Here is a 17,586-nt window from a genome sequence, read left to right as displayed (position 1 = left end):
ATTCGCTGCGCCTGCAGCCCAATTCGGCCTGCATCCTCGGCCTTCCCTCTGCCGGATCCAAATCCCCACCGTACACAGACAAGCCGCCATACGGGTTTTCCTGCGAGTACCGGCCAAATGGATTATTCTTGCAGTGTTTGCCCAGCAAAAAACCAATTCTTTATCCGCCCCAGAAGCGGATGTTTTACGTAGCACCACCATGACCCAAACAGTGAACAACGATCCCTTTATCCTGGCCGGCACCAGCTACCAATCCCGGCTATTGGTAGGCACCGGTAAATACAAAGATTTTGACGAAACCCGCCTGGCCATTGAAGCCAGCGGCGCTGAAATTGTGACTGTGGCCATTCGCCGCACCAATATCGGTCAAAACGCCAACGAGCCCAATCTGCTCGATTACCTGCCCCCCTCCAAGTACACGCTGCTGCCCAACACGGCAGGCTGCTACACCGCTGACGACGCGGTGCGCACCTTGCGTCTGGCCCGCGAACTGCTGGACGGCCACAAGCTGGTCAAACTGGAAGTGCTGGGCGACGCTGGCAATCTGTTCCCCAATATGCCCGAAACCCTGAAAGCCGCTAAAACTCTGGTGGATGAAGGCTTTGACGTCATGGTGTATTGCGCCGACGATCCCATCCAGGCCCGCATGCTGGAAGATATCGGCTGTGTTGCCATCATGCCTTTGGCCTCCCTGATCGGTTCGGGCATGGGCATCATCAACCCCTGGAACCTGCGCCTGATCATCGATCAGAGCAAAGTGCCTGTGCTGGTGGATGCCGGTGTCGGTACCGCCTCGGATGCGGCGATTGCCATGGAACTGGGCTGTGATGGCGTGCTGATGAACACCGCGATTGCCGGTGCCCGTCAGCCTGTGATGATGGCCAGTGCCATGAATCTGGCTGTGCAAGCCGGTCGCCACGCCTATCTGGCTGGCCGCGTGCCCCGCAAATACTACGATGCCGACCCCAGTTCGCCCACTGAGGGGCTGATTCACTCCCGTACCTGAACGAGACATGATTCCCAACACGCTGACCATTGCCGGAGTTGACCCCTCCGGCGGCGCCGGTATTCTGGCTGATGTCAAAGCCATGAGCGCCCTGGGTGCTTATGCCACCGCTGTCATTGCTGCTTTGACGGCACAAAACACCCAAGGTGTCACCGGCATCAGCCCGGTTCCTGCCGACTTTGTACGCCAGCAAATTGATACCCTGTTTGCCGATGTGCGCATTGATGGCGTCAAGATCGGCATGTTGGGCCAGGAGGCCGTCACCACCGTGGTGGCCGAACGCATGGCTCACTTCAAGCCCAAGCATCTGGTACTGGACCCGGTGATGATCGCCAAAAGTGGCGACCACCTGCTGGAAAAGGCCGCCGTCCATGCCTTGCGCGAGCAACTGGTGCCCCAATGCACCATGATCACGCCCAATCTGCCCGAAGCCGGTGTCCTGCTGGATGCCCGCCCGGTAGAAACCGTCAAGGAAATGCGTCAGGCTGCCGAGCGCCTGCGTCGCCTGATGAATCACAGCGATCAGCGCTGGGTATTCCTGAAAGGCGGCCACCTGCCCGGTTCGGACTGCATAGACTTGCTGCACGATGGCGACAAGATGATTGAAATGCCCGCCAAGCGTATTGATACCGCCAATACCCATGGCACTGGCTGCACCTTGTCGGCTGCACTGGCCGCCCTGCTGCCCCAATACAGCAATGTGCCGGACGCCGCCCTGGCTGCCAAAAAGTACTTGTACGAAGCCATTGCCCGTTCGGGTGAACTGACTGTGGGCAGCGGACACGGTCCGGTGCATCACTTCCATAAACTGTGGCCATCGTCCTGATACGTGCCGTTTGATCGGGCCGCGTAAGGCCCCTGCCCTATGTCTACACTTGGAATTATTGTCGCCATGCGCGAAGAGCTGGAAATTGTGCTGGAGCGCTTGCAAGAGCCCCAGACTATCCAGCGCGCAGGCATGGATTTTCATCGCGGCAGCTATCTGGGCAAGCCTGTGGTGGCCGTGGTCTGCGGCGTAGGCAAGGTCAATGCCGCTGCCTGCACCCAGATGCTGATCTCGGAATTTGCCGTAGGCAGCATCATCAATATTGGTATTGCCGGTGCCGTCGAGCCCAGCATTCGCCCGGGCGATATCGTCATTGCCGATACGCTGGTCCAGCACGATGTGGAGCTCAAGGCTCTGGGGCTGGCGCCGGGACAAGTGTTCCGTCTGGATACCTTTGACTTTCCGGCTGACCCCGCCCTGCTGGCGGTTGCCCAAACGGCTGCCCGGCAGATCGAAGGCCACCAGATCCATACGGGCCGAATTGTTACCGGCGACCAATTTATCGCGTGTAACGATAAAATACAGTGGTTAAGCGCCACCTTTAACGCTTTAGCCTGCGAAATGGAAAGTGGCGCCATTGCCCAGGTGTGCTATCTGAATACCGTGCCGTTTGTCTGCATTCGCAGTATTTCAGACAATGCCAACAGCGAAGCGCACATGGATTTTGATACCTTTTTGCCCATCGCCGTCAATAACGCCAGCACCTTGCTCCATGCGATGGTGCCATCCTGCTAAGTCCAACAGCGCATCTTTATCGATGCGCTGGCTTATAATCGGCTCTTTGCCAAGCCTTTAGTTTTCTGGAAGCTATGAACCATATTGCGCTGTCTGAACTCGAACGTGCCCGTTACTACATGGTGGAACAACAGATCCGTCCCTGGAACGTATCCGACGAAAAAGTGCTGCAAGCATTGGTCGAGGTCCAGCGTGAACGCTTTGTTCCCTCGTCTTTGCGCTCGTCGGCCTTTTCGGACACCGAGCTGCCACTGATTATCAATGCCGTGGACACGCACGAGACCATGCTCTCGCCCAAAGTGGAAGCCCGTCTGGCGCAAGAGCTGCTCCTGGAAGCCAGCGATGGCGTGCTGGAAATTGGTACTGGCTCGGGTTATCAGGCGGCTTTGCTGGCTCACCTGTCCCAACAAGTCACTTCCATCGAAATTGACAGCAAGCTGGCCGCTTTCGCCCAGGAAAACCTGCAACGCAACAATGTGCGCAACGTCAAAGTTGAAGTGGGCGATGCACACGCAGGCTGGGGCACCACCGAGTACGACGCCATTTTGGTCACCGGCTCCGTGCCTACCATTCCTGATGCCTTGAAGTATCAGCTCTGTATTGGGGGCCGTCTGGTTGTAGTGGTCGGTCAAAACCCGGTCATGACAGCCGTGCGTATTACACGCACCAGCGCTGCCAGCTTTGAGACCACGCCCCTGTTCGACACCTGGATCAAACCATTGCGCGGCACCGCCGTCTCTCAGTTTCGTTTTTAAACACCTATGCGGTTCATGACTTCCTTGCGCCTGGCGCTGCTCTCGCTGCTTGCCTTAAGCAGCACTGCCCAGTCGCAAGATTTGCTGCAGGCCTGGAACCAGGCCTTGGCACATGAACCGCAATTTGGTGCGGCCCAGGCAGTCCATCAGGCAGACCAGGAACAAGTACCCCAAAGCCGGGCGCAGTTGCTGCCGCAAATCAGCGCTATCGGCACAGCCGAACTGCAAGAACGCCGTCAAACCAGCAAGCTGTCCAACCAGCACTCCAGCGACCGAGCCGCCTGGACACTGACGCTGAGCCAACCCGTCTACAACCGCAATGCTTGGGCCCGCTATGAACGCGCTCAGCTATTGGCGCAGGGTGCCGATATTCAGTTAACGCTGGACCGTCAGGATTTGATGCTGCGCGTCAGCCAAAGCTATTTTGATGTGCTGGCGGCGCAAGACACGCTGTCCACCCTGAAAGCGCAGCAGGCTGCTATTGACGAGCAATTGCGCGCCGCCGACCAAACCTTTCAACTGGGCGGCACCACGATTACCGATACCTACGAAGCCAAGTCGCGTCTGGATCTGACCCGCGCCAGTGTGCTGCAAGCAGAAAATGCACTGCAAGTCGCCCAGGACAAACTGGCCGCGTTAACGCTGGAACGCTATGAGACCTTGGCTCGCCTGCGTGAACCTTTGCGCTTGCCTGCCCCTCAACCAGCGAACCTGCAAGACTGGCTGGATCAGTCCAGCCAATCCGGCTTGAAAGTGGCGCTGGCTGACATCAAGGCGCGTGCTGCCGAAGAGCAGTTGAAAGGCACTCAAGCCCTGCATGAACCCACCTTGGCTCTGAAAGCCCAGACAGGCAGTGGCAGCGACCAAACCTTGTTTGGACAAGCGGGCGGTGGCCCTCGCTCCTTGAACAGTGCTTTGGGTCTGGAGCTAAGCATCCCGATTTTCCGGGGCGGTGAAACCAGCTCGCAAGTCCGCGAACAAAGCTCGCGCCTGCAACAGGCCCGCTATGATCACCAGTTCGCCATTCAGCAATCCATCCAGCAAACGCGCCAGTACTTCTCTGGCGTCACCACGGGCCTGGTCCGTGTGCAGGCCCTGGAAGCAGCCACCAAGTCCAGCCAGGACGCTCTGGAGGCCAATAAGCTGGCTTACGAGATCGGGGTGCGTGTGAATATCGACGTACTCAATGCCCAGCAACAGCTTTACGAAGCACAACGCAGCTTGGCTCAGGCCCGTTACGAAGTCCTGATGAACAGCCTGCGCTTGAAAGCCGCCAGCGGCACCTTGAACGAAAACGACCTGCGCGCCGTGAACGATCTGCTTCAACCAGCATCCTGAGCCCCACAAGCAAAAAAATCCCGGACCATGCCGGGACTCAAAACTTCAATACTGCTTGTTCAGTCGCGTAGCTTCTTGACCAACGCCGTTGTGGAACGCTGAAACTCAAAAGGAATGGCGACCGCATCGCCTCCCCAACTACGCACCAGGGCCGTTTCGGGCAAGGCTTCCATATCGTAGTCGCCACCCTTCACGATCAGATCCGGGCGTAGCGCAGCGATCAAGGCTTCGGGCGTATCTTCATCAAACAAGACCACCGCATCGACGCAGGCCAAGGCAGCCAGCAAGGCAGCACGATCCTGCTCCGGATTGATGGGGCGCTCCGGCCCTTTATTAAGGCGACGTACCGAGGCATCGGTATTCACACCGACAATCAGCGAAGCGCCCAATTGAGCGGCTTCATCCAGGTAGCTGACATGCCCACGATGCAAAATATCAAATACACCGTTGGTAAAGACCAGGGGACGCGCCAGGCGTCCCTGTGCCAGTTCCTGCTGTAAAGCCTCAAGATTCAGAACCTTGGCCTCGAACCGTGCGCTCATATCAAGCTTGCACCAAAGGCGAGTCCGAACCTACTTGGCGCGCCAAGTCCTTACGGTAGCGGTTCAATTCCTGCACGGTCTCGAACGAGCTGCCCATCAAGAGCGACATATTGTGCAAGATACGCGAGCTGACCTTGTGCTCCCATTCCTTGTCGAAGCGAATCTGCGTATCCAGCCAGTTTTCCAGCCAACCGGGCGATGGCAGTTTGGACTGCACCGTATCTTCCGGGAACATGGCTTTATTAACGTGCAAGTTGGTGGGGTGCAAAGCCTGGGCGGTGCGATGAGCCGAAGCCATCAGAACACCAATTTTGGAGAAAGCCAGACGTGCTTGCAGACCAAATTCCTGGCCTTTATGCACCAGAGCACGCTTCATGTAGCGCAGGTAAGCACCTGCGTGACGGGCTTCGTCCTGGGCCACGATTTTGTAGATGGACTTGATCACTGGCTCGGTATGCCAGTCTGCCGCACGGCGGTACCAGTGGTTCAGACGCACTTCACCGCAAAAGTGCAGCATCAGCGTTTCCATGGCGGGAGCCGGATCGAAGTCAAAGCGCACTTTGTGCAGCTCTTCTTCGGTAGGCATCAGCTCGGGGCGGAAACGACGCAGGTATTCAATCAAGACCAGCGAGTGCTTTTGCTCTTCAAAGAACCAGACGGACATAAAGGCGCAAAAGTCGCTGTCATCTTTATTGTCACGCAGGAACATTTCGGTAGCAGGCAAAGCAGCCCACTCGGTGATGGCGTTCATTTTGATGGTGTAAGCCTGCTCATCGCTGAGCTTGGTGCCATCAAAGTCATCCCACGGTATGTCATGCGCGAAATTCCAGCGCACCGCTTCCATGGATTTAAATAAGTCATGGTAAAGCATAACGATTCCTAAAAAGAATCAAGCGGTTCCTTGAGGGCGGCCATTCACCGTCCGGAAGGCGCCGGAAAGCGCCAGCTTAGCAAGAAGCTGGCGGACCTGCGTCTATCGTAGAACCTGCAGTTATCAGAAATATGTCAGCCACAAAAAAACTGACGCGTTGCGGGTAGATCACACTTATCGCCCCACCAAAGCCCAGATGGCCACCCCGACCGCAACTGCCAGCACAGCACATAAGGCAGTCAATAATCGGTTGGTCTGCTGCTGCGACTGGCGCAACAGCTTAAGTTCCTGGTTCAACGCCTGCCCTGTCTCTGGCCTATTCAAAGCGGAATACACCAGACGCGGAAGCTGCGGCATGATCTGGGCCCACTGCCCCGCTTCCTGTTTCAAACGCGAATAAAAGCCCGATGGACCAATACGTTGGTACATCCACTTTTCCAGATAAGGTTTGGCGGTATCCCACAGATCCAGTTCCGGATCCAGGTCCCGCCCCATCCCTTCCACATTCAGAAGGGTTTTCTGCAGCAGCACAAGCTGCGGCTGAATTTCCACATTGAACCGGCGCGAGGTCTGGAACAGGCGCAAGAGCACTTGCCCCAGGGAGATCTCGGACAAGGGCCGGTCAAAATACGGTTCACACACCGCGCGTACCGAGCCTTCCAACTCCTCTTCGCGGGTTTCAGGTGGCACCCAGCCGGACTCAATATGCAATTGAGCCACCCGGCGATAATCGCGCCGAAAAAAAGCCAGGAAGTTTTGTGCCAGATAGTTCTTATCGAACTCGGACAGCGAACCCACAATGCCAAAGTCCAGGGCAATGTAGCGGCCCAGAGATTCAGGCGCATCCGAGACATAAATATTGCCCGGGTGCATGTCGGCATGGAAAAAACCGTCGGTAAAGACTTGGGTGAAGAAGATTTCTACACCTTTACGGGCCAGATCCTTCAAGTCCACATTGGCGGCGCGCAAACGGTCAATCTGATTGACCGGAATGCCCTTCATGCGATCCATGGTGAACACGGTCGAGGCGCAGTAGTCCCAATGCACTTCAGGAACAATCAGCAACTGGGTGCGTTCTATATCTTTGGTGAAGTTGCGGCGCAGTTGGCTGCAATTGGAGGCTTCACGAATCAGGTCCAGCTCGTCGTTCAGATACTTGTCGAACTCGGCGACGACTTCACGCGGTTTAAGACGGCGGGCATCAGGGCCCAGACGTTCCATGAACACAGCCAGAACCCGCATCAGGCGCAGGTCTTTGTGAATGACCTCACGCATGCCGGGACGCAGCACCTTGACGGCGACTTCGCGGCCGTTGTGCAGCTCGGCAAAATGCACCTGGGCAATCGAGGCCGAGGCAATCGGTTCGCGGTCAAACTTCTTGAACAGCTCGTAAGGCGAGGCGCCCAAAGCCTTCAGAATAGTGGCTTCCGCCACGTCTGATGGAAATGGCGGCACACGGTCCTGCAGCAAAGCCAGTTGCTCGGCAATATCCAGCGGGATCAAGTCCCGGCGGGTAGAGAGCACCTGACCGAATTTAACAAAAATGGGGCCCAGACTTTCCAGGGCAAGACGCAAGCGCACACCGCGCGGCAATTTGGGCTTACGACCCAGACGCGCAATACGCAACAGGCGCGACGCCCAGGGATGGCGGATGCTGGATAGAACCAGCTCATCCAGGCGATAACGGAAAACAACCAGCAGGATAGTCAGCAGGCGGCACAGAGAAAACATGCTCAGGACTCCCGCCGACGTGCATCAAGGCGGTTCAAACGCCGATCCAGCTCGTCCAGACGTTGAGTCAGGCCAGTCGATTGCTCTCGCAAGCCATCCAGCTCGGGACGAGTCACCAGCAAGGCGGTTTCTTCCGTCAGATATTCGCTGACATTGCCTGTCAGACGCTGACCCAGATCACGCAAGCCCGAAAAAGCACGGCGCGCACCGCTGAACAGACGCACCGCCATGACATCACCCACGATATTGGCCAGATCGTGCTCCGCATCCCAGCGCAGATTCGCCGCCAGATCGGACACCAGATTAGCCAGACCGGCCTCGCCCTGCACATGCATCAGCTGAGCGACACGGCTGAAATCACCGTCTTGCAGGATTTGTGGCAGTTCAGGCAGCTTGTCTTGCGGCAAGGTCAAAGTGACATCGGGCACCACGGCAGGATGGCCCTGCTCCAGCTTCCCTTGAGAACTGATGGTGTAGATCAGTTGCACACGGCCCACGACCAGCGAGACTGTCTTGCCTGCATAACCGCGCAGACGTTCACGCGCCCAGTCCTCGCGATCAAGCAAGGCATTGAGCAAACGCACGCCCACGGCGCCAGGTTCTAGGAATGAGGGGATACCAAGCATGTCCATGCAAGTCTACTGCCGGGGCAAGTAAACCAGTCCAATTAAAACAGCCAGTTTAACCCGACACAGACACGGCCGGATGCACGGGGCTAGAGGAACACGGGCAAATGGGATCACGGAGAAACGAGAGCGCTCATAACAGAACAGCCGCCTGAGGAACAAGGCGGCTGTTTGTATAGATGACGATTAAGCGTTGGGGTCAACCGGGATTTGCTGAATGCCAGCCAGCATCCAACCTGCGCCGTCGGCCTTGAACAGATTCCAGACTTCTTCAAAGCGGAAGGCTTCTGCCCCGACCTCTTCGCGCAACATACCGGAGTAGCGCACGCTGGCCAGGTGACCATCGGCTACTTTTTCGATGCCCAGCAGTTCAGCATTCAACAGCACGATCTGGGTGACGTTATCGCCCTGGCGCTGTGCAATCTGAGGGGCCGCTTCTTTCAGCAGATCATCGGTCAAGAAGGTACGCAGTTGTTCCACGTCGCCCTTGTCCCACAGCTTCTGGATTTCCACAAACTGAGTCTTGGCATTGGCCAGGAACGTAGGAGTGTCGAAATCACCGGGAATAAACCAGCTTTCGTCTACAGGTGGTGCGGGAACCGCAGCCGCTGCAGCGGGCTGAGCAGCAGGAGCGGCAGCAGGCATAGGTGCTGGCGCAGCCTGAGGCTGTTGCCATGGGCTAGGTGCTGGATCAGCATTACGCATCATGGACTGACCACCGGCCTGTTGCATGGCGGGGCGAGCAGCCGAACCACGGAAACGACGCACGATGAACAGAACGGCGAAGATCACCAGACCGATCAGCAAGAGGCTGGACATCATTTCCAGGAACGCACCGCCCAGACCCATGCTGGACAGCAAGGCAGCAATACCCAGACCAGCAGCAATACCGGCGATCGGGCCCAGGAAGCGGGACATGCCCGACTTGGCAGCAGTACCAGCGGCGGCCGTACCGGCAGCAGCAGCGCCCGCAGCAGGAGCAGCCGAGCGAGTGGCATTATTTGCTGCAGCAGGCGGTGTCGCTGCCGAGCGGTTGCTCGTGATGTTGGAGGACTGGCGGCCAAAACTGGAACCACCACCCATGCGACGTGCTTCCGCATCATAGGAAACAGTCAGCAAAGCGCCAGTGCTAAAAGCCAATACAGCGGCCATGAAATAACGAGAAAGCCGTCCAGACATAGTCACAAACTCCTAACCAAGATCAGCGTCTAACACACAGGGTTTTGAAGCCCCCGGCCATGCCGTCCCAGTCGATTATTCAAGAAAACTTACGATAAGCTGAACATTAACATGACAACTTCTCATGCACCATGTTTTTTTTACCCTTAATTACAGACGAAAAACGAACGGCACCCAAAGGTGCCGCTGTTTATAGAAAGGGAGCGCCCGACATCAATCCAGGCGAATGCCTTCGTGCAGCGCGGCCACACCGGCTGTCAGATTGAAATACTGCACACGCTCCAGGCCCACTTCGCGCATCATGTCGGCCAGGGTTTCCTGATCGGGGTGCATGCGAATGGATTCAGCCAGGTAGCGGTAGCTTTCCTCGTCCTTGGCCACAAACTTGCCAATACGGGGCAGGATATTGAAGGAATACCAGTCATACGGGGCCTGCAAAGGCTTGGCCACGCGGGAAAACTCCAGCACCAGCAATTTGCCGCCTGGACGCAACACCCGCTTCATTTCAGCCAGCGCGCGGTCCTTGTGCGTCATATTGCGCAAACCAAAGGCCACCGATACACGGTCAAAATAGCCATCGGGGAAAGGCAGGTGCTCGGCATCACAGACCGCCACCGGGGTGATGATGCCCTTGTCTTGCAGACGATCACGGCCCACGCGCAGCATGGAGCTATTGATATCGGTATGCCAGACTTCGCCATCCGCACCCGCCTGACGCGCAAAGGTTTTGGTCAAATCACCCGTTCCCGCTGCAATATCCAGCACTTTCATGCCAGGACGCACGGCCGCTCGGCCAATGGTGAAGGCTTTCCAGATACGGTGCAGGCCGCCCGACATCAGATCATTCATGATGTCGTAGTTGTTAGCTACCGAATGAAAAACCTGGGCAACTTTGCCCGCTTTTTCGCTTTCGGCCACGGTTTGAAAGCCGAAGTGCGTGTCGGCGTTCTGAGCGGAGGGGTGTTGAGGACGCTGTTTTTCCATAGTGGCATAATCGTAACGCAGATTTCCCGGTACAGAAACGAAAATCCAGCCCACTGACAGCCACCGTTTCATGCACGTTCACAAACCTGAAACATTAACGCCATATGATGGCGCTATTACGTGCAGTCAGGGATGCAAGCGCCCCCGTATTGCCCTTGAGCCGCCTTACGGGCCAAGTACTCAAGCACAATACAGACAGCCTGCCTGACCCTCTTTTATTTTTTATCGGACCAGTCTGAAGCTAACAATGAGTACAAGCATATTAGTCGTGGAAGATGAGCCTGCGATCCAGGAGCTGATCTCTGTCAACCTGTCTTTTGCAGGCCATAAAGTGCTACGCGCCTTCGATGCCGAGCAAGCCCAGATCCTCATCCGCGCCGAGCTGCCTGATTTGATTCTGGTGGACTGGATGCTGCCCGGCTCCTCGGGCATCAATCTGGCCCGCAAACTGCGCTCGGACGAACGTACCCGTCATATCCCGGTCATCATGCTGACCGCCAAAGGCTCGGAGCAGGACAAGGTCGATGGTCTGGAAGCCGGTGCGGACGATTACATCACCAAGCCCTTCTCGCCCAAAGAGCTGATTGCCCGCATCAAGGCCGTGCTGCGCCGCCGCGCACCTCAGTTGACGGACGATGTCATCTCCATTGGCAATCTGCAACTGGATCCCAGCACACATCGCTTGTCCAGCCAGGGCATGGCGCTGACTATCGGGCCTACCGAATTTCGTTTGCTGCATTTTTTCATGACCCATACCGAGCGCGTATTCACCCGCTCCCAATTGCTGGACCAGGTCTGGGGCGACCACGTGTTTGTGGAAGAACGCACGGTAGACGTCCATATCCGCCGCTTGCGCAAGGCGCTGGAGCCTAGTGGACACGATAAACATATTGAAACGATCCGTGGCTCAGGCTATCGTTTTGCCCTTTCCCCACTGGAAAAGGCTCCAAGCGCCTGATCCCATGTTCAGCATATTTACGTCTATTGTTATCTGGGCCCTGTTGGGCAGCTTGATCGGTTGGTGGCTAGGTCCATTCATCGGTCTGGCTTTATTTTGCGGTGGTTTGCTGATGCTGGTTGTCATCAGCACCTTGCAGTTGTCCCGCGTTGAGCGCTGGACCCGCAATCTGAATGATCCCCCGCCCCCTGCCGTTGGTCCTTGGGACGCCATCCTGGCTCCCATCTACCGCCAATTGCGGCGTGATCGGCAAGAAATCCAGGATCTGAACCGTTACGTAGACGGCATCATGATGGCCGCCGAGGCCCTGCCCGATGGCGCCATTACCCTGAACGGGGATATGGAATTGCAATGGTGCAACCAGACCGCCTGTGAGCACATAGGTTTGAATCTGGCCACGGACCGCCATCACAGCATCTTCAATATTCTGCGCGAACCCGAGTTTTCTCGTTACGCCCGCCTGCCCAAGTGGGACGGCCCCTTGCTGCTGCATCTGAGCAAAGACGGGCGTGAACGCTCCTTGCTGCTGCAATTGACCCCCTATGGCCTGGGCCAGTTCCTGATCGTGACCCGCGATGTCACCCAGGTCGAAATGCTGGAGACCACCCGCAAGGACTTTGTGGCCAATGTTTCCCATGAACTGCGTACCCCTTTGACCGTCTTGCTGGGTTTTCTGGAAACCCTGCAGGATATGCCCCCCGAGAGCCTGCCTCTGGAGCAGCGTCAGCGCTACGAACAGATGATGCTGGAGCAGACGCGCCACATGCAGTCGATTGTGTCCGACTTGCTGACCTTGTCCTCGCTGGAGTCCTCCCCCACCGTGGAAGGGGAAACCGTGCAAGTCAGCCAGTTAATTGAAAGCGCGCTGAAACAAGGCGAGGCTATTTCCGGCGGACAACACAGCTTTGTCACGGATCTGGACCCGCGCATCGCCATTCAAGGCATGGAAACCGAATTAAGCTCGGCCGTCTCCAATCTGATTACCAATGCGGTGCGCTATACCCCCAAGGATGGCACCATCACCGTGCGCTGGTATTTAAATGACAGCGGCGAAGCCTGTTATTCCGTCCAGGACACGGGTATCGGCATTGCTGCTCAGGACATTCCCCGCCTGACCGAACGCTTTTACCGAGTAGATAAAGGCCGTTCGCGCTCCACCGGCGGGACCGGCCTGGGCCTGGCCATTACCAAACACATCATCGTGCGACATAACGCCGACCTGCAAATCCAGAGCCGTCTGGGTGTAGGCAGCGTATTTATGTTGCGTTTCCCCAAGAGCCGGGTTCGACTCCAGGACAGCTAGGACCTGTGGGGCCTATTTGGCCCTACAATAAACGGCTCTGAAGACCACGTTGGCGGCCTTATGCCGCACAGGAGCCAAGCATGTCCAATACCAACGAGCTGCGCCCTTTCCACCTGGCTTTTCCGGTCCATGATCTGGCCGTTGCACGCCAGTTCTACGGACAGACACTGGGCTGTCCCGAAGGCCGATCCTCTGATCAGTGGATTGACTTCAACTTCTACGGCCACCAGATCGTGGCTCACCTGGCCCCTTCGGAATGCGGCAGCAATGCCACCAGCGCCGTCGATGCGCACAATGTCCCCGTGCGTCACTTCGGCGTCGTTCTGGACATGCCGACCTGGCAGACCCTGGCAGACAAGCTGGTTGCCGCTGGCACCAAATTCGTGATCGAGCCCTACATCCGCTTCAAAGGCGAGCCCGGCGAACAGGCCACCATGTTCTTCATGGACCCTTCGGGCAATGCCCTGGAATTCAAAGCGTTCAACAGCCTGGATTCTCTTTTCGCCAAATAAAGATGCACAAACCCTGGCAACTTAGCGAGCAAGGCGACCGCTGTCTGCTGGTGCAGTTCAGCGGAGAGCTTTCTTTGGACACCGGTTTGCGCTGCACCCGCGCTGCACGCCTGCTACGCGACCATGCGCCCGCCTGTGTCCGTGATCTGGTCCCCAGCTTTACGGCTGTCGCCATCCACTTCTACCCGGATGGCAGCAGTGACCAGCTCGCTCGCCTGCACGACTATGTTCACCAGGCACTGGCTGGGCTGGATGCCAATCAGGATCAGGCCGCACCCGGTGCCCTGGTGGATATCCCCGTGTGCTACGGCGGCCCTTTCGGCCCTGATCTGCCCGCCATTGCGGAGCAACTGGGACTGAGCCAGGAGCAGGTCATTGAATTGCACAGCAGTCAGGCGCAATTAGTCTTTATGGTTGGCTTCGCACCCGGCGCGCCCTATATGGGCATTTTGCCCGAGCAATTGAATGTGCCGCGTCGTGCCACTCCTCGCACCGTGCTGCCCAAAGGCTCAGTAGCCATTGCCAACCAGCAAACCATTATTTACCCCAACGAATCTCCTGGCGGCTGGCATTTGATTGGCCGCTCGCCAGTTAATCTGTTCGATGCCCGGCGCTCGCCCGCTGCCCTGCTCGCCCCCGGCGATCAGGTGCGCTTTGTGCCCCTGCCCCACGAACAGTTTGATCACTGGACTCCCGCATGACGGTGCATATCCTCAAACCAGGCATGATGAGCAGCCTGCAAGACCGGGGCCGTTATGGACACCAGCATCTGGGCGTCTCGCCTAGCGGTGCCATGGATGAACGTGCTCACCGACTGGCCCATTTACTGGCAGGTAACGCTGCCGAGCAAGATCTGGCCAGCCTGGAGATTACCGTACAAGGCCCTAGCCTGCGTTTTGACGAACCCGCCTTGTTTGTACTGACCGGCGCGGATCTGAACGCCAGCCTGGACGGGCAAGCTGTGGCGGTATTACGCCCGACCTTGGCCCGCACCGGACAAACACTGACGCTGCTATCAGCCAAGCCCGGCCAGGGTGCACGCACCTACCTGTCTATCTACGGTGGCTTTCAAGTCGAATCCTTGCTGGGCAGCCAAAGCACCCATATGCGAGTTGGCCTGGGCGGGTTTGAAGGTCGCGCACTGAAAAAGGGCGATCAGATTCAACTGGCCCAACCTCTGATGAATGACGAAACCGCACTAAACCGTCTGCAAGCCGAACTGGATGAGCTGCGCATTTACATGCCTGCTGCACTGGCCTTGGCCCCACGAGAACGCCTGCGCGTCATTCTGGATCAGGCCGATCTGTTTACTGACGAATCGCTGGACCTGTTCCAGAACCAGAGCTATCGCATCAGCCCCGCCTCGGAACGCATGGGCTATCGCCTGGAGGGTCAGCCCTTGCAGCGTAAGACGGCTAAAGAGCTGCTCTCCGCCCCCACCTGCTTTGGCACTATCCAAGTCCCTAACGATGGCCAGCCCATTGTCCTGATGGCCGACCGGCAAACTACCGGGGGCTATCCTCGAATCGGACAGGTCGCCAGCGTGGATCTGGCCCAAGTTGCTCAGCGCTTGCCGGGGCAGAATCTGGGCTTTGAGGTGGTGACGGCAGAACAGGCCCATGCCCTGTCTGCCCGTCAGGAACAAGCGTTTATGCGTCTGAATGACAGCCTGGAACCGTTGCGGCAGGCTTTAAAACAGTGTGTGGCATAGAGCTTGTTAAGACACCACCCGTACTAGCAAAGCATCTGACACTGTCCCGCGTTCGTCTGCCCTAACGACAGCCATCAAACTCAAGCTCCAATAAAAAACACCTCGCTCTTTCAAGCGAGGTGTTTTCATTTTTTCTGGCGCAAGACAGCGAGTGCCTTACGCCACCCACGGGCTTACAGGAACAGCTTGTAAGCCGGGTTATCTGTCTCGTCCCAGTGTGGGTAGCCCAGATTGCCCAGGAATGCCTTGAACTCTTTCTTGTCCGAAGACGGCACCTGGATACCGATCAGGATGCGACCGTAGTCATCCCCCTGATTACGGTAGTGGAACAAGCTGATATTCCAGTCCTGATTCATGCTGGACAAGAACTTGCGCAAGGCGCCGGGGCGCTCCGGGAACTCGAAACGCAACAGGACTTCGTCCGTGGCCTGGCTGGATACCCCACCCACCATATGACGTACATGGGTCTTGGCCAGCTCGTTGCCCGTCAGGTTCAAAGTGCCAAAGCCTTTCTTCACGAAACGCTCTTCCAGCTTTTCGATCTCCGCTTCCGAGGAAATCGACATACCCACAAAGACATGCGCCTTTTCAGAGTTGGACATGCGGTAATTGAACTCGGTAACTGAACGCGTACCCAGCGCATCGCACAGACGGCGGAAGCTGCCTTTGGCCTCAGGGATAGTCAGGGCAAACAACGCTTCACGAGCCTGCCCCACATCCGCACGGTCTGCCACCATGCGCATACGGTCAAAGTTCATGTTCGCGCCGGAAGTCACCGCAATGAGCGTTTTGTTCTTGAGCTTGTGCTGGGCGGCATAGCGTTTAGCACCGGCCAAGGCCAAGGCACCGGCAGGCTCCAACACGCTGCGCGAGTCCTGAAACACATCTTTGATAGCGGCACAGATCGCATCCGTGTCCACAATCACAAAGTCGTCCACATACTGACGCACCAGTCGGAAGGTTTCCGAACCGACTTGCTTGACGGCCGTGCCATCAGAAAACAGGCCCACATCCGACAAGTTCACGCGCCGGCCTGCCTTGATACTGCGTACCATGGCACAGGAGTCCTCGGTCTGCACGCCGATCACTTTAATTTCAGGACGCAAAGCCTTGATGTAGGTCGCCACACCCGCCGCCAGACCGCCGCCGCCAATCGCCACAAACACAGCTTCGATAGGGCCAGAGTGCTGCTGCAAGATTTCCATGGCCACTGTGCCCTGTCCGGCGATAACATCCGGGTCATCAAAGGGGTGCACAAAGGTCAGGCCTTCGCTCTTTTGCAGTTCCAGGGCGTGCTGATAGGAGTCGGAATAACTCTCGCCTACCAGAACCACTTCACCACCCAGATTGCGCACGCCATCAATTTTGACTTGCGGGGTGGTGGTGGGCATCACGATAACGGCGCGGCAGCCCAGCTTGCGCGCTGACATTGCCACACCTTGTGCGTGGTTCCCAGCAGACGCCGCCAGGACACCACGCTTTAATTCTGCGGCCGACAGATTGGCCATCTTGTTATAGGCACCGCGCAGCTTGAAACTAAAAACAGGTTGATAGTCTTCGCGCTTAAGCAGCACCGTGTTACTAATTCGTGCCGATACCTGGGGAGCGGGTTCAAGTGGTGTTTCGATGGCAACATCGTACACTTTCGAGGTCAGAATTCGCTTTAGGTAATCGTTCGACATGATTCAGGCTTCAATTAACAACCGGTTTGCCACCAAGGCCAGTGCCAGGCCCCTGCCTGAGACTGCTCACCGGGAAAGAAAAACAGAATACCATAGGCAGATGCCCTAACCGGCGTCCATTATCCCTTCCGAGACCCATCCACTTTTCCTATGCAAGCCTGGACCTCCGACCTTATTTCTTGGCTCTTGACCGCCCTGTCTTTGCCCGAAGTGGGCCTAAGCGCCATCTTTATCATCAGTCTGGTGTCAGCTACCTTGCTCCCCCTGGGTTCGGAACCAGCAGTATTTGCCTATATCAACCTGTCCCCGCATATGTTCTGGCCCGCCGTTCTGGTTGCCACGGTAGGCAATACCGTGGGCGGTGCCATCAGCTACGCTACCGGCCTGGGCGCGGAAAAGGCCTATGAAGCCTGGCGCCTGAAGCACCCGCATGACGGTGAGGACGAACAGACTCCCAAAAACAAGGCTGCTGGCCGCTGGCACGAGCTGGGGCAACGCTGGCTGACCCGTATGGGCCCACCCGCCCTGCTCCTGTCCTGGTTACCTGTCGTGGGAGATCCGCTGTGCGCCGTGGCCGGTTGGCTACGCCTGCCTTTTTGGCCCAGCGTGTTTTACATGGCGGTAGGAAAACTGGGTCGCTACATCACCATGACTGCCGGTCTGCTGTGGATTTTCCCCAAGCTGGGTTGGTAATTTGCTGCAAACTCGCCGCAAACGCCCCCTTATCCCTGCCTTGGCCCTGTAGTAAGGGGGCAGCCCGGCTACGATTCGTATACACTTGTCTTTTGCCTATCTGCTCCTCGCTGAGCCGCCCTTGACGGGCCTTG

Annotated in this window: 18 protein-coding genes; 11 read left to right on the top strand and 7 right to left on the bottom strand. The window is 57.2% G+C overall.

Annotated elements, in window-relative coordinates:
- Positions 1-199 precede the first annotated feature (199 nt).
- The 5 genes from OSH09_RS08880 (at position 200) to OSH09_RS08860 (ending at position 4,660) form a co-directional block, all read left to right on the top strand.
- Positions 200-1,006, top strand: a complete 807-nt coding sequence (locus OSH09_RS08880; protein WP_207872279.1) for a thiazole synthase — start codon at positions 200-202, stop codon at positions 1,004-1,006.
- A 7-nt stretch (positions 1,007-1,013) separates the two neighbouring features.
- Complete coding sequence (gene thiD / locus OSH09_RS08875) at positions 1,014-1,832, top strand: bifunctional hydroxymethylpyrimidine kinase/phosphomethylpyrimidine kinase (RefSeq protein ID WP_207872280.1); 819 nt, start codon at positions 1,014-1,016, stop codon at positions 1,830-1,832.
- 39 nt (positions 1,833-1,871) lie between these two features.
- Positions 1,872-2,567 (top strand): 5'-methylthioadenosine/adenosylhomocysteine nucleosidase, encoded by a 696-nt coding sequence (locus tag OSH09_RS08870; RefSeq protein WP_266120772.1) that lies wholly within the window; start codon positions 1,872-1,874, stop codon positions 2,565-2,567.
- Between the two features lie 74 nt (positions 2,568-2,641).
- Entirely contained in the window at positions 2,642-3,322 is a 681-nt protein-coding gene (locus tag OSH09_RS08865; RefSeq protein WP_207872282.1) for a protein-L-isoaspartate O-methyltransferase family protein, read from the top strand.
- Between the two features lie 15 nt (positions 3,323-3,337).
- Entirely contained in the window at positions 3,338-4,660 is a 1,323-nt protein-coding gene (locus tag OSH09_RS08860) for a TolC family outer membrane protein (RefSeq protein WP_243430151.1), read from the top strand.
- A 59-nt stretch (positions 4,661-4,719) separates the two neighbouring features.
- Here OSH09_RS08860 and rfaE2 read toward each other — a convergent pair whose 3' ends face one another.
- From rfaE2 to ubiE, 6 genes are all read right to left on the bottom strand, one after another.
- Positions 4,720-5,202 carry a D-glycero-beta-D-manno-heptose 1-phosphate adenylyltransferase gene (rfaE2, locus tag OSH09_RS08855; protein WP_207872284.1) on the bottom strand — a complete coding sequence of 161 codons (483 nt, stop codon included), beginning with the start codon at positions 5,200-5,202 and terminating at the stop codon, positions 4,720-4,722.
- Between the two features lies 1 nt (position 5,203).
- Positions 5,204-6,073 carry a ferritin-like domain-containing protein gene (locus tag OSH09_RS08850; RefSeq protein ID WP_207872285.1) on the bottom strand — a complete coding sequence of 290 codons (870 nt, stop codon included), beginning with the start codon at positions 6,071-6,073 and terminating at the stop codon, positions 5,204-5,206.
- Positions 6,074-6,247: 174 nt separating this feature from the next.
- On the bottom strand, positions 6,248-7,804 hold the full coding sequence (gene ubiB / locus OSH09_RS08845; RefSeq protein ID WP_266120771.1) for a ubiquinone biosynthesis regulatory protein kinase UbiB: 1,557 nt from the start codon (positions 7,802-7,804) through the stop codon (positions 6,248-6,250).
- 2 nt (positions 7,805-7,806) lie between these two features.
- Positions 7,807-8,436, bottom strand: a complete 630-nt coding sequence (locus tag OSH09_RS08840; RefSeq protein WP_266120770.1) for a ubiquinone biosynthesis accessory factor UbiJ — start codon at positions 8,434-8,436, stop codon at positions 7,807-7,809.
- 180 nt (positions 8,437-8,616) lie between these two features.
- Entirely contained in the window at positions 8,617-9,609 is a 993-nt protein-coding gene (locus OSH09_RS08835) for a Tim44 domain-containing protein (RefSeq protein WP_266120769.1), read from the bottom strand.
- A gap of 213 nt (positions 9,610-9,822) precedes the next feature.
- Positions 9,823-10,593, bottom strand: a complete 771-nt coding sequence (gene ubiE / locus OSH09_RS08830; protein WP_207875819.1) for a bifunctional demethylmenaquinone methyltransferase/2-methoxy-6-polyprenyl-1,4-benzoquinol methylase UbiE — start codon at positions 10,591-10,593, stop codon at positions 9,823-9,825.
- 247 nt (positions 10,594-10,840) lie between these two features.
- Between ubiE and phoB the strand changes: the two genes are divergently transcribed.
- From phoB to OSH09_RS08805, 5 genes are all read left to right on the top strand, one after another.
- Positions 10,841-11,551, top strand: coding sequence for a phosphate regulon transcriptional regulator PhoB (phoB, locus tag OSH09_RS08825; protein ID WP_042486659.1), 711 nt, complete (start codon positions 10,841-10,843; stop codon positions 11,549-11,551).
- A gap of 4 nt (positions 11,552-11,555) precedes the next feature.
- Complete coding sequence (gene phoR, locus OSH09_RS08820) at positions 11,556-12,854, top strand: phosphate regulon sensor histidine kinase PhoR (RefSeq protein ID WP_266120768.1); 1,299 nt, start codon at positions 11,556-11,558, stop codon at positions 12,852-12,854.
- A gap of 80 nt (positions 12,855-12,934) precedes the next feature.
- Positions 12,935-13,366, top strand: a complete 432-nt coding sequence (locus tag OSH09_RS08815; RefSeq protein ID WP_153231128.1) for a VOC family protein — start codon at positions 12,935-12,937, stop codon at positions 13,364-13,366.
- A gap of 2 nt (positions 13,367-13,368) precedes the next feature.
- On the top strand, positions 13,369-14,067 hold the full coding sequence (gene pxpB / locus OSH09_RS08810) for a 5-oxoprolinase subunit PxpB (protein WP_266120767.1): 699 nt from the start codon (positions 13,369-13,371) through the stop codon (positions 14,065-14,067).
- Entirely contained in the window at positions 14,064-15,077 is a 1,014-nt protein-coding gene (locus tag OSH09_RS08805; RefSeq protein ID WP_266120766.1) for a 5-oxoprolinase subunit C family protein, read from the top strand. The genes pxpB and OSH09_RS08805 overlap by 4 nt, the downstream gene beginning before the upstream one ends.
- A 173-nt stretch (positions 15,078-15,250) precedes the next feature.
- On the opposite strand, the gene ilvA is transcribed toward OSH09_RS08805, so the two are convergent.
- Positions 15,251-16,759, bottom strand: coding sequence for a threonine ammonia-lyase, biosynthetic (gene ilvA, locus OSH09_RS08800; RefSeq protein WP_207872292.1), 1,509 nt, complete (start codon positions 16,757-16,759; stop codon positions 15,251-15,253).
- A 150-nt stretch (positions 16,760-16,909) separates the two neighbouring features.
- On the opposite strand from ilvA, the gene OSH09_RS08795 reads away from it, so the two are divergent.
- On the top strand, positions 16,910-17,452 hold the full coding sequence (locus OSH09_RS08795) for a YqaA family protein (RefSeq protein WP_207872293.1): 543 nt from the start codon (positions 16,910-16,912) through the stop codon (positions 17,450-17,452).
- The last annotated feature ends 134 nt before the right edge of the window (positions 17,453-17,586 follow it).

The organism is Alcaligenes parafaecalis, assembly GCF_026344135.1.
GTDB classification, from domain to species: Bacteria; Pseudomonadota; Gammaproteobacteria; order Burkholderiales; family Burkholderiaceae_B; genus Alcaligenes; species Alcaligenes parafaecalis.
Note: the sequence above shows the minus strand (reverse complement) of the source record. Positions and strands in the feature narration are given on the sequence as shown.

Bases quoted from the DNA above. Each gene is read 5' to 3' on its own strand.
- OSH09_RS08880 (WP_207872279.1), top strand. From the start codon at position 200: ATGACCCAAACAGTGAACAACGATCCCTTTATCCTGGCCGGCACCAGC.
- thiD (WP_207872280.1), top strand. From the start codon at position 1,014: ATGATTCCCAACACGCTGACCATTGCCGGAGTTGACCCCTCCGGCGGC.
- OSH09_RS08870 (WP_266120772.1), top strand. From the start codon at position 1,872: ATGTCTACACTTGGAATTATTGTCGCCATGCGCGAAGAGCTGGAAATT.
- OSH09_RS08865 (WP_207872282.1), top strand. From the start codon at position 2,642: ATGAACCATATTGCGCTGTCTGAACTCGAACGTGCCCGTTACTACATG.
- OSH09_RS08860 (WP_243430151.1), top strand. From the start codon at position 3,338: ATGACTTCCTTGCGCCTGGCGCTGCTCTCGCTGCTTGCCTTAAGCAGC.
- rfaE2 (WP_207872284.1), bottom strand. From the start codon at position 5,202: ATGAGCGCACGGTTCGAGGCCAAGGTTCTGAATCTTGAGGCTTTACAG.
- OSH09_RS08850 (WP_207872285.1), bottom strand. From the start codon at position 6,073: ATGCTTTACCATGACTTATTTAAATCCATGGAAGCGGTGCGCTGGAAT.
- ubiB (WP_266120771.1), bottom strand. From the start codon at position 7,804: ATGTTTTCTCTGTGCCGCCTGCTGACTATCCTGCTGGTTGTTTTCCGT.
- OSH09_RS08840 (WP_266120770.1), bottom strand. From the start codon at position 8,436: ATGGACATGCTTGGTATCCCCTCATTCCTAGAACCTGGCGCCGTGGGC.
- OSH09_RS08835 (WP_266120769.1), bottom strand. From the start codon at position 9,609: ATGTCTGGACGGCTTTCTCGTTATTTCATGGCCGCTGTATTGGCTTTT.
- ubiE (WP_207875819.1), bottom strand. From the start codon at position 10,593: ATGGAAAAACAGCGTCCTCAACACCCCTCCGCTCAGAACGCCGACACG.
- phoB (WP_042486659.1), top strand. From the start codon at position 10,841: ATGAGTACAAGCATATTAGTCGTGGAAGATGAGCCTGCGATCCAGGAG.
- phoR (WP_266120768.1), top strand. From the start codon at position 11,556: ATGTTCAGCATATTTACGTCTATTGTTATCTGGGCCCTGTTGGGCAGC.
- OSH09_RS08815 (WP_153231128.1), top strand. From the start codon at position 12,935: ATGTCCAATACCAACGAGCTGCGCCCTTTCCACCTGGCTTTTCCGGTC.
- pxpB (WP_266120767.1), top strand. From the start codon at position 13,369: ATGCACAAACCCTGGCAACTTAGCGAGCAAGGCGACCGCTGTCTGCTG.
- OSH09_RS08805 (WP_266120766.1), top strand. From the start codon at position 14,064: ATGACGGTGCATATCCTCAAACCAGGCATGATGAGCAGCCTGCAAGAC.
- ilvA (WP_207872292.1), bottom strand. From the start codon at position 16,759: ATGTCGAACGATTACCTAAAGCGAATTCTGACCTCGAAAGTGTACGAT.
- OSH09_RS08795 (WP_207872293.1), top strand. From the start codon at position 16,910: ATGCAAGCCTGGACCTCCGACCTTATTTCTTGGCTCTTGACCGCCCTG.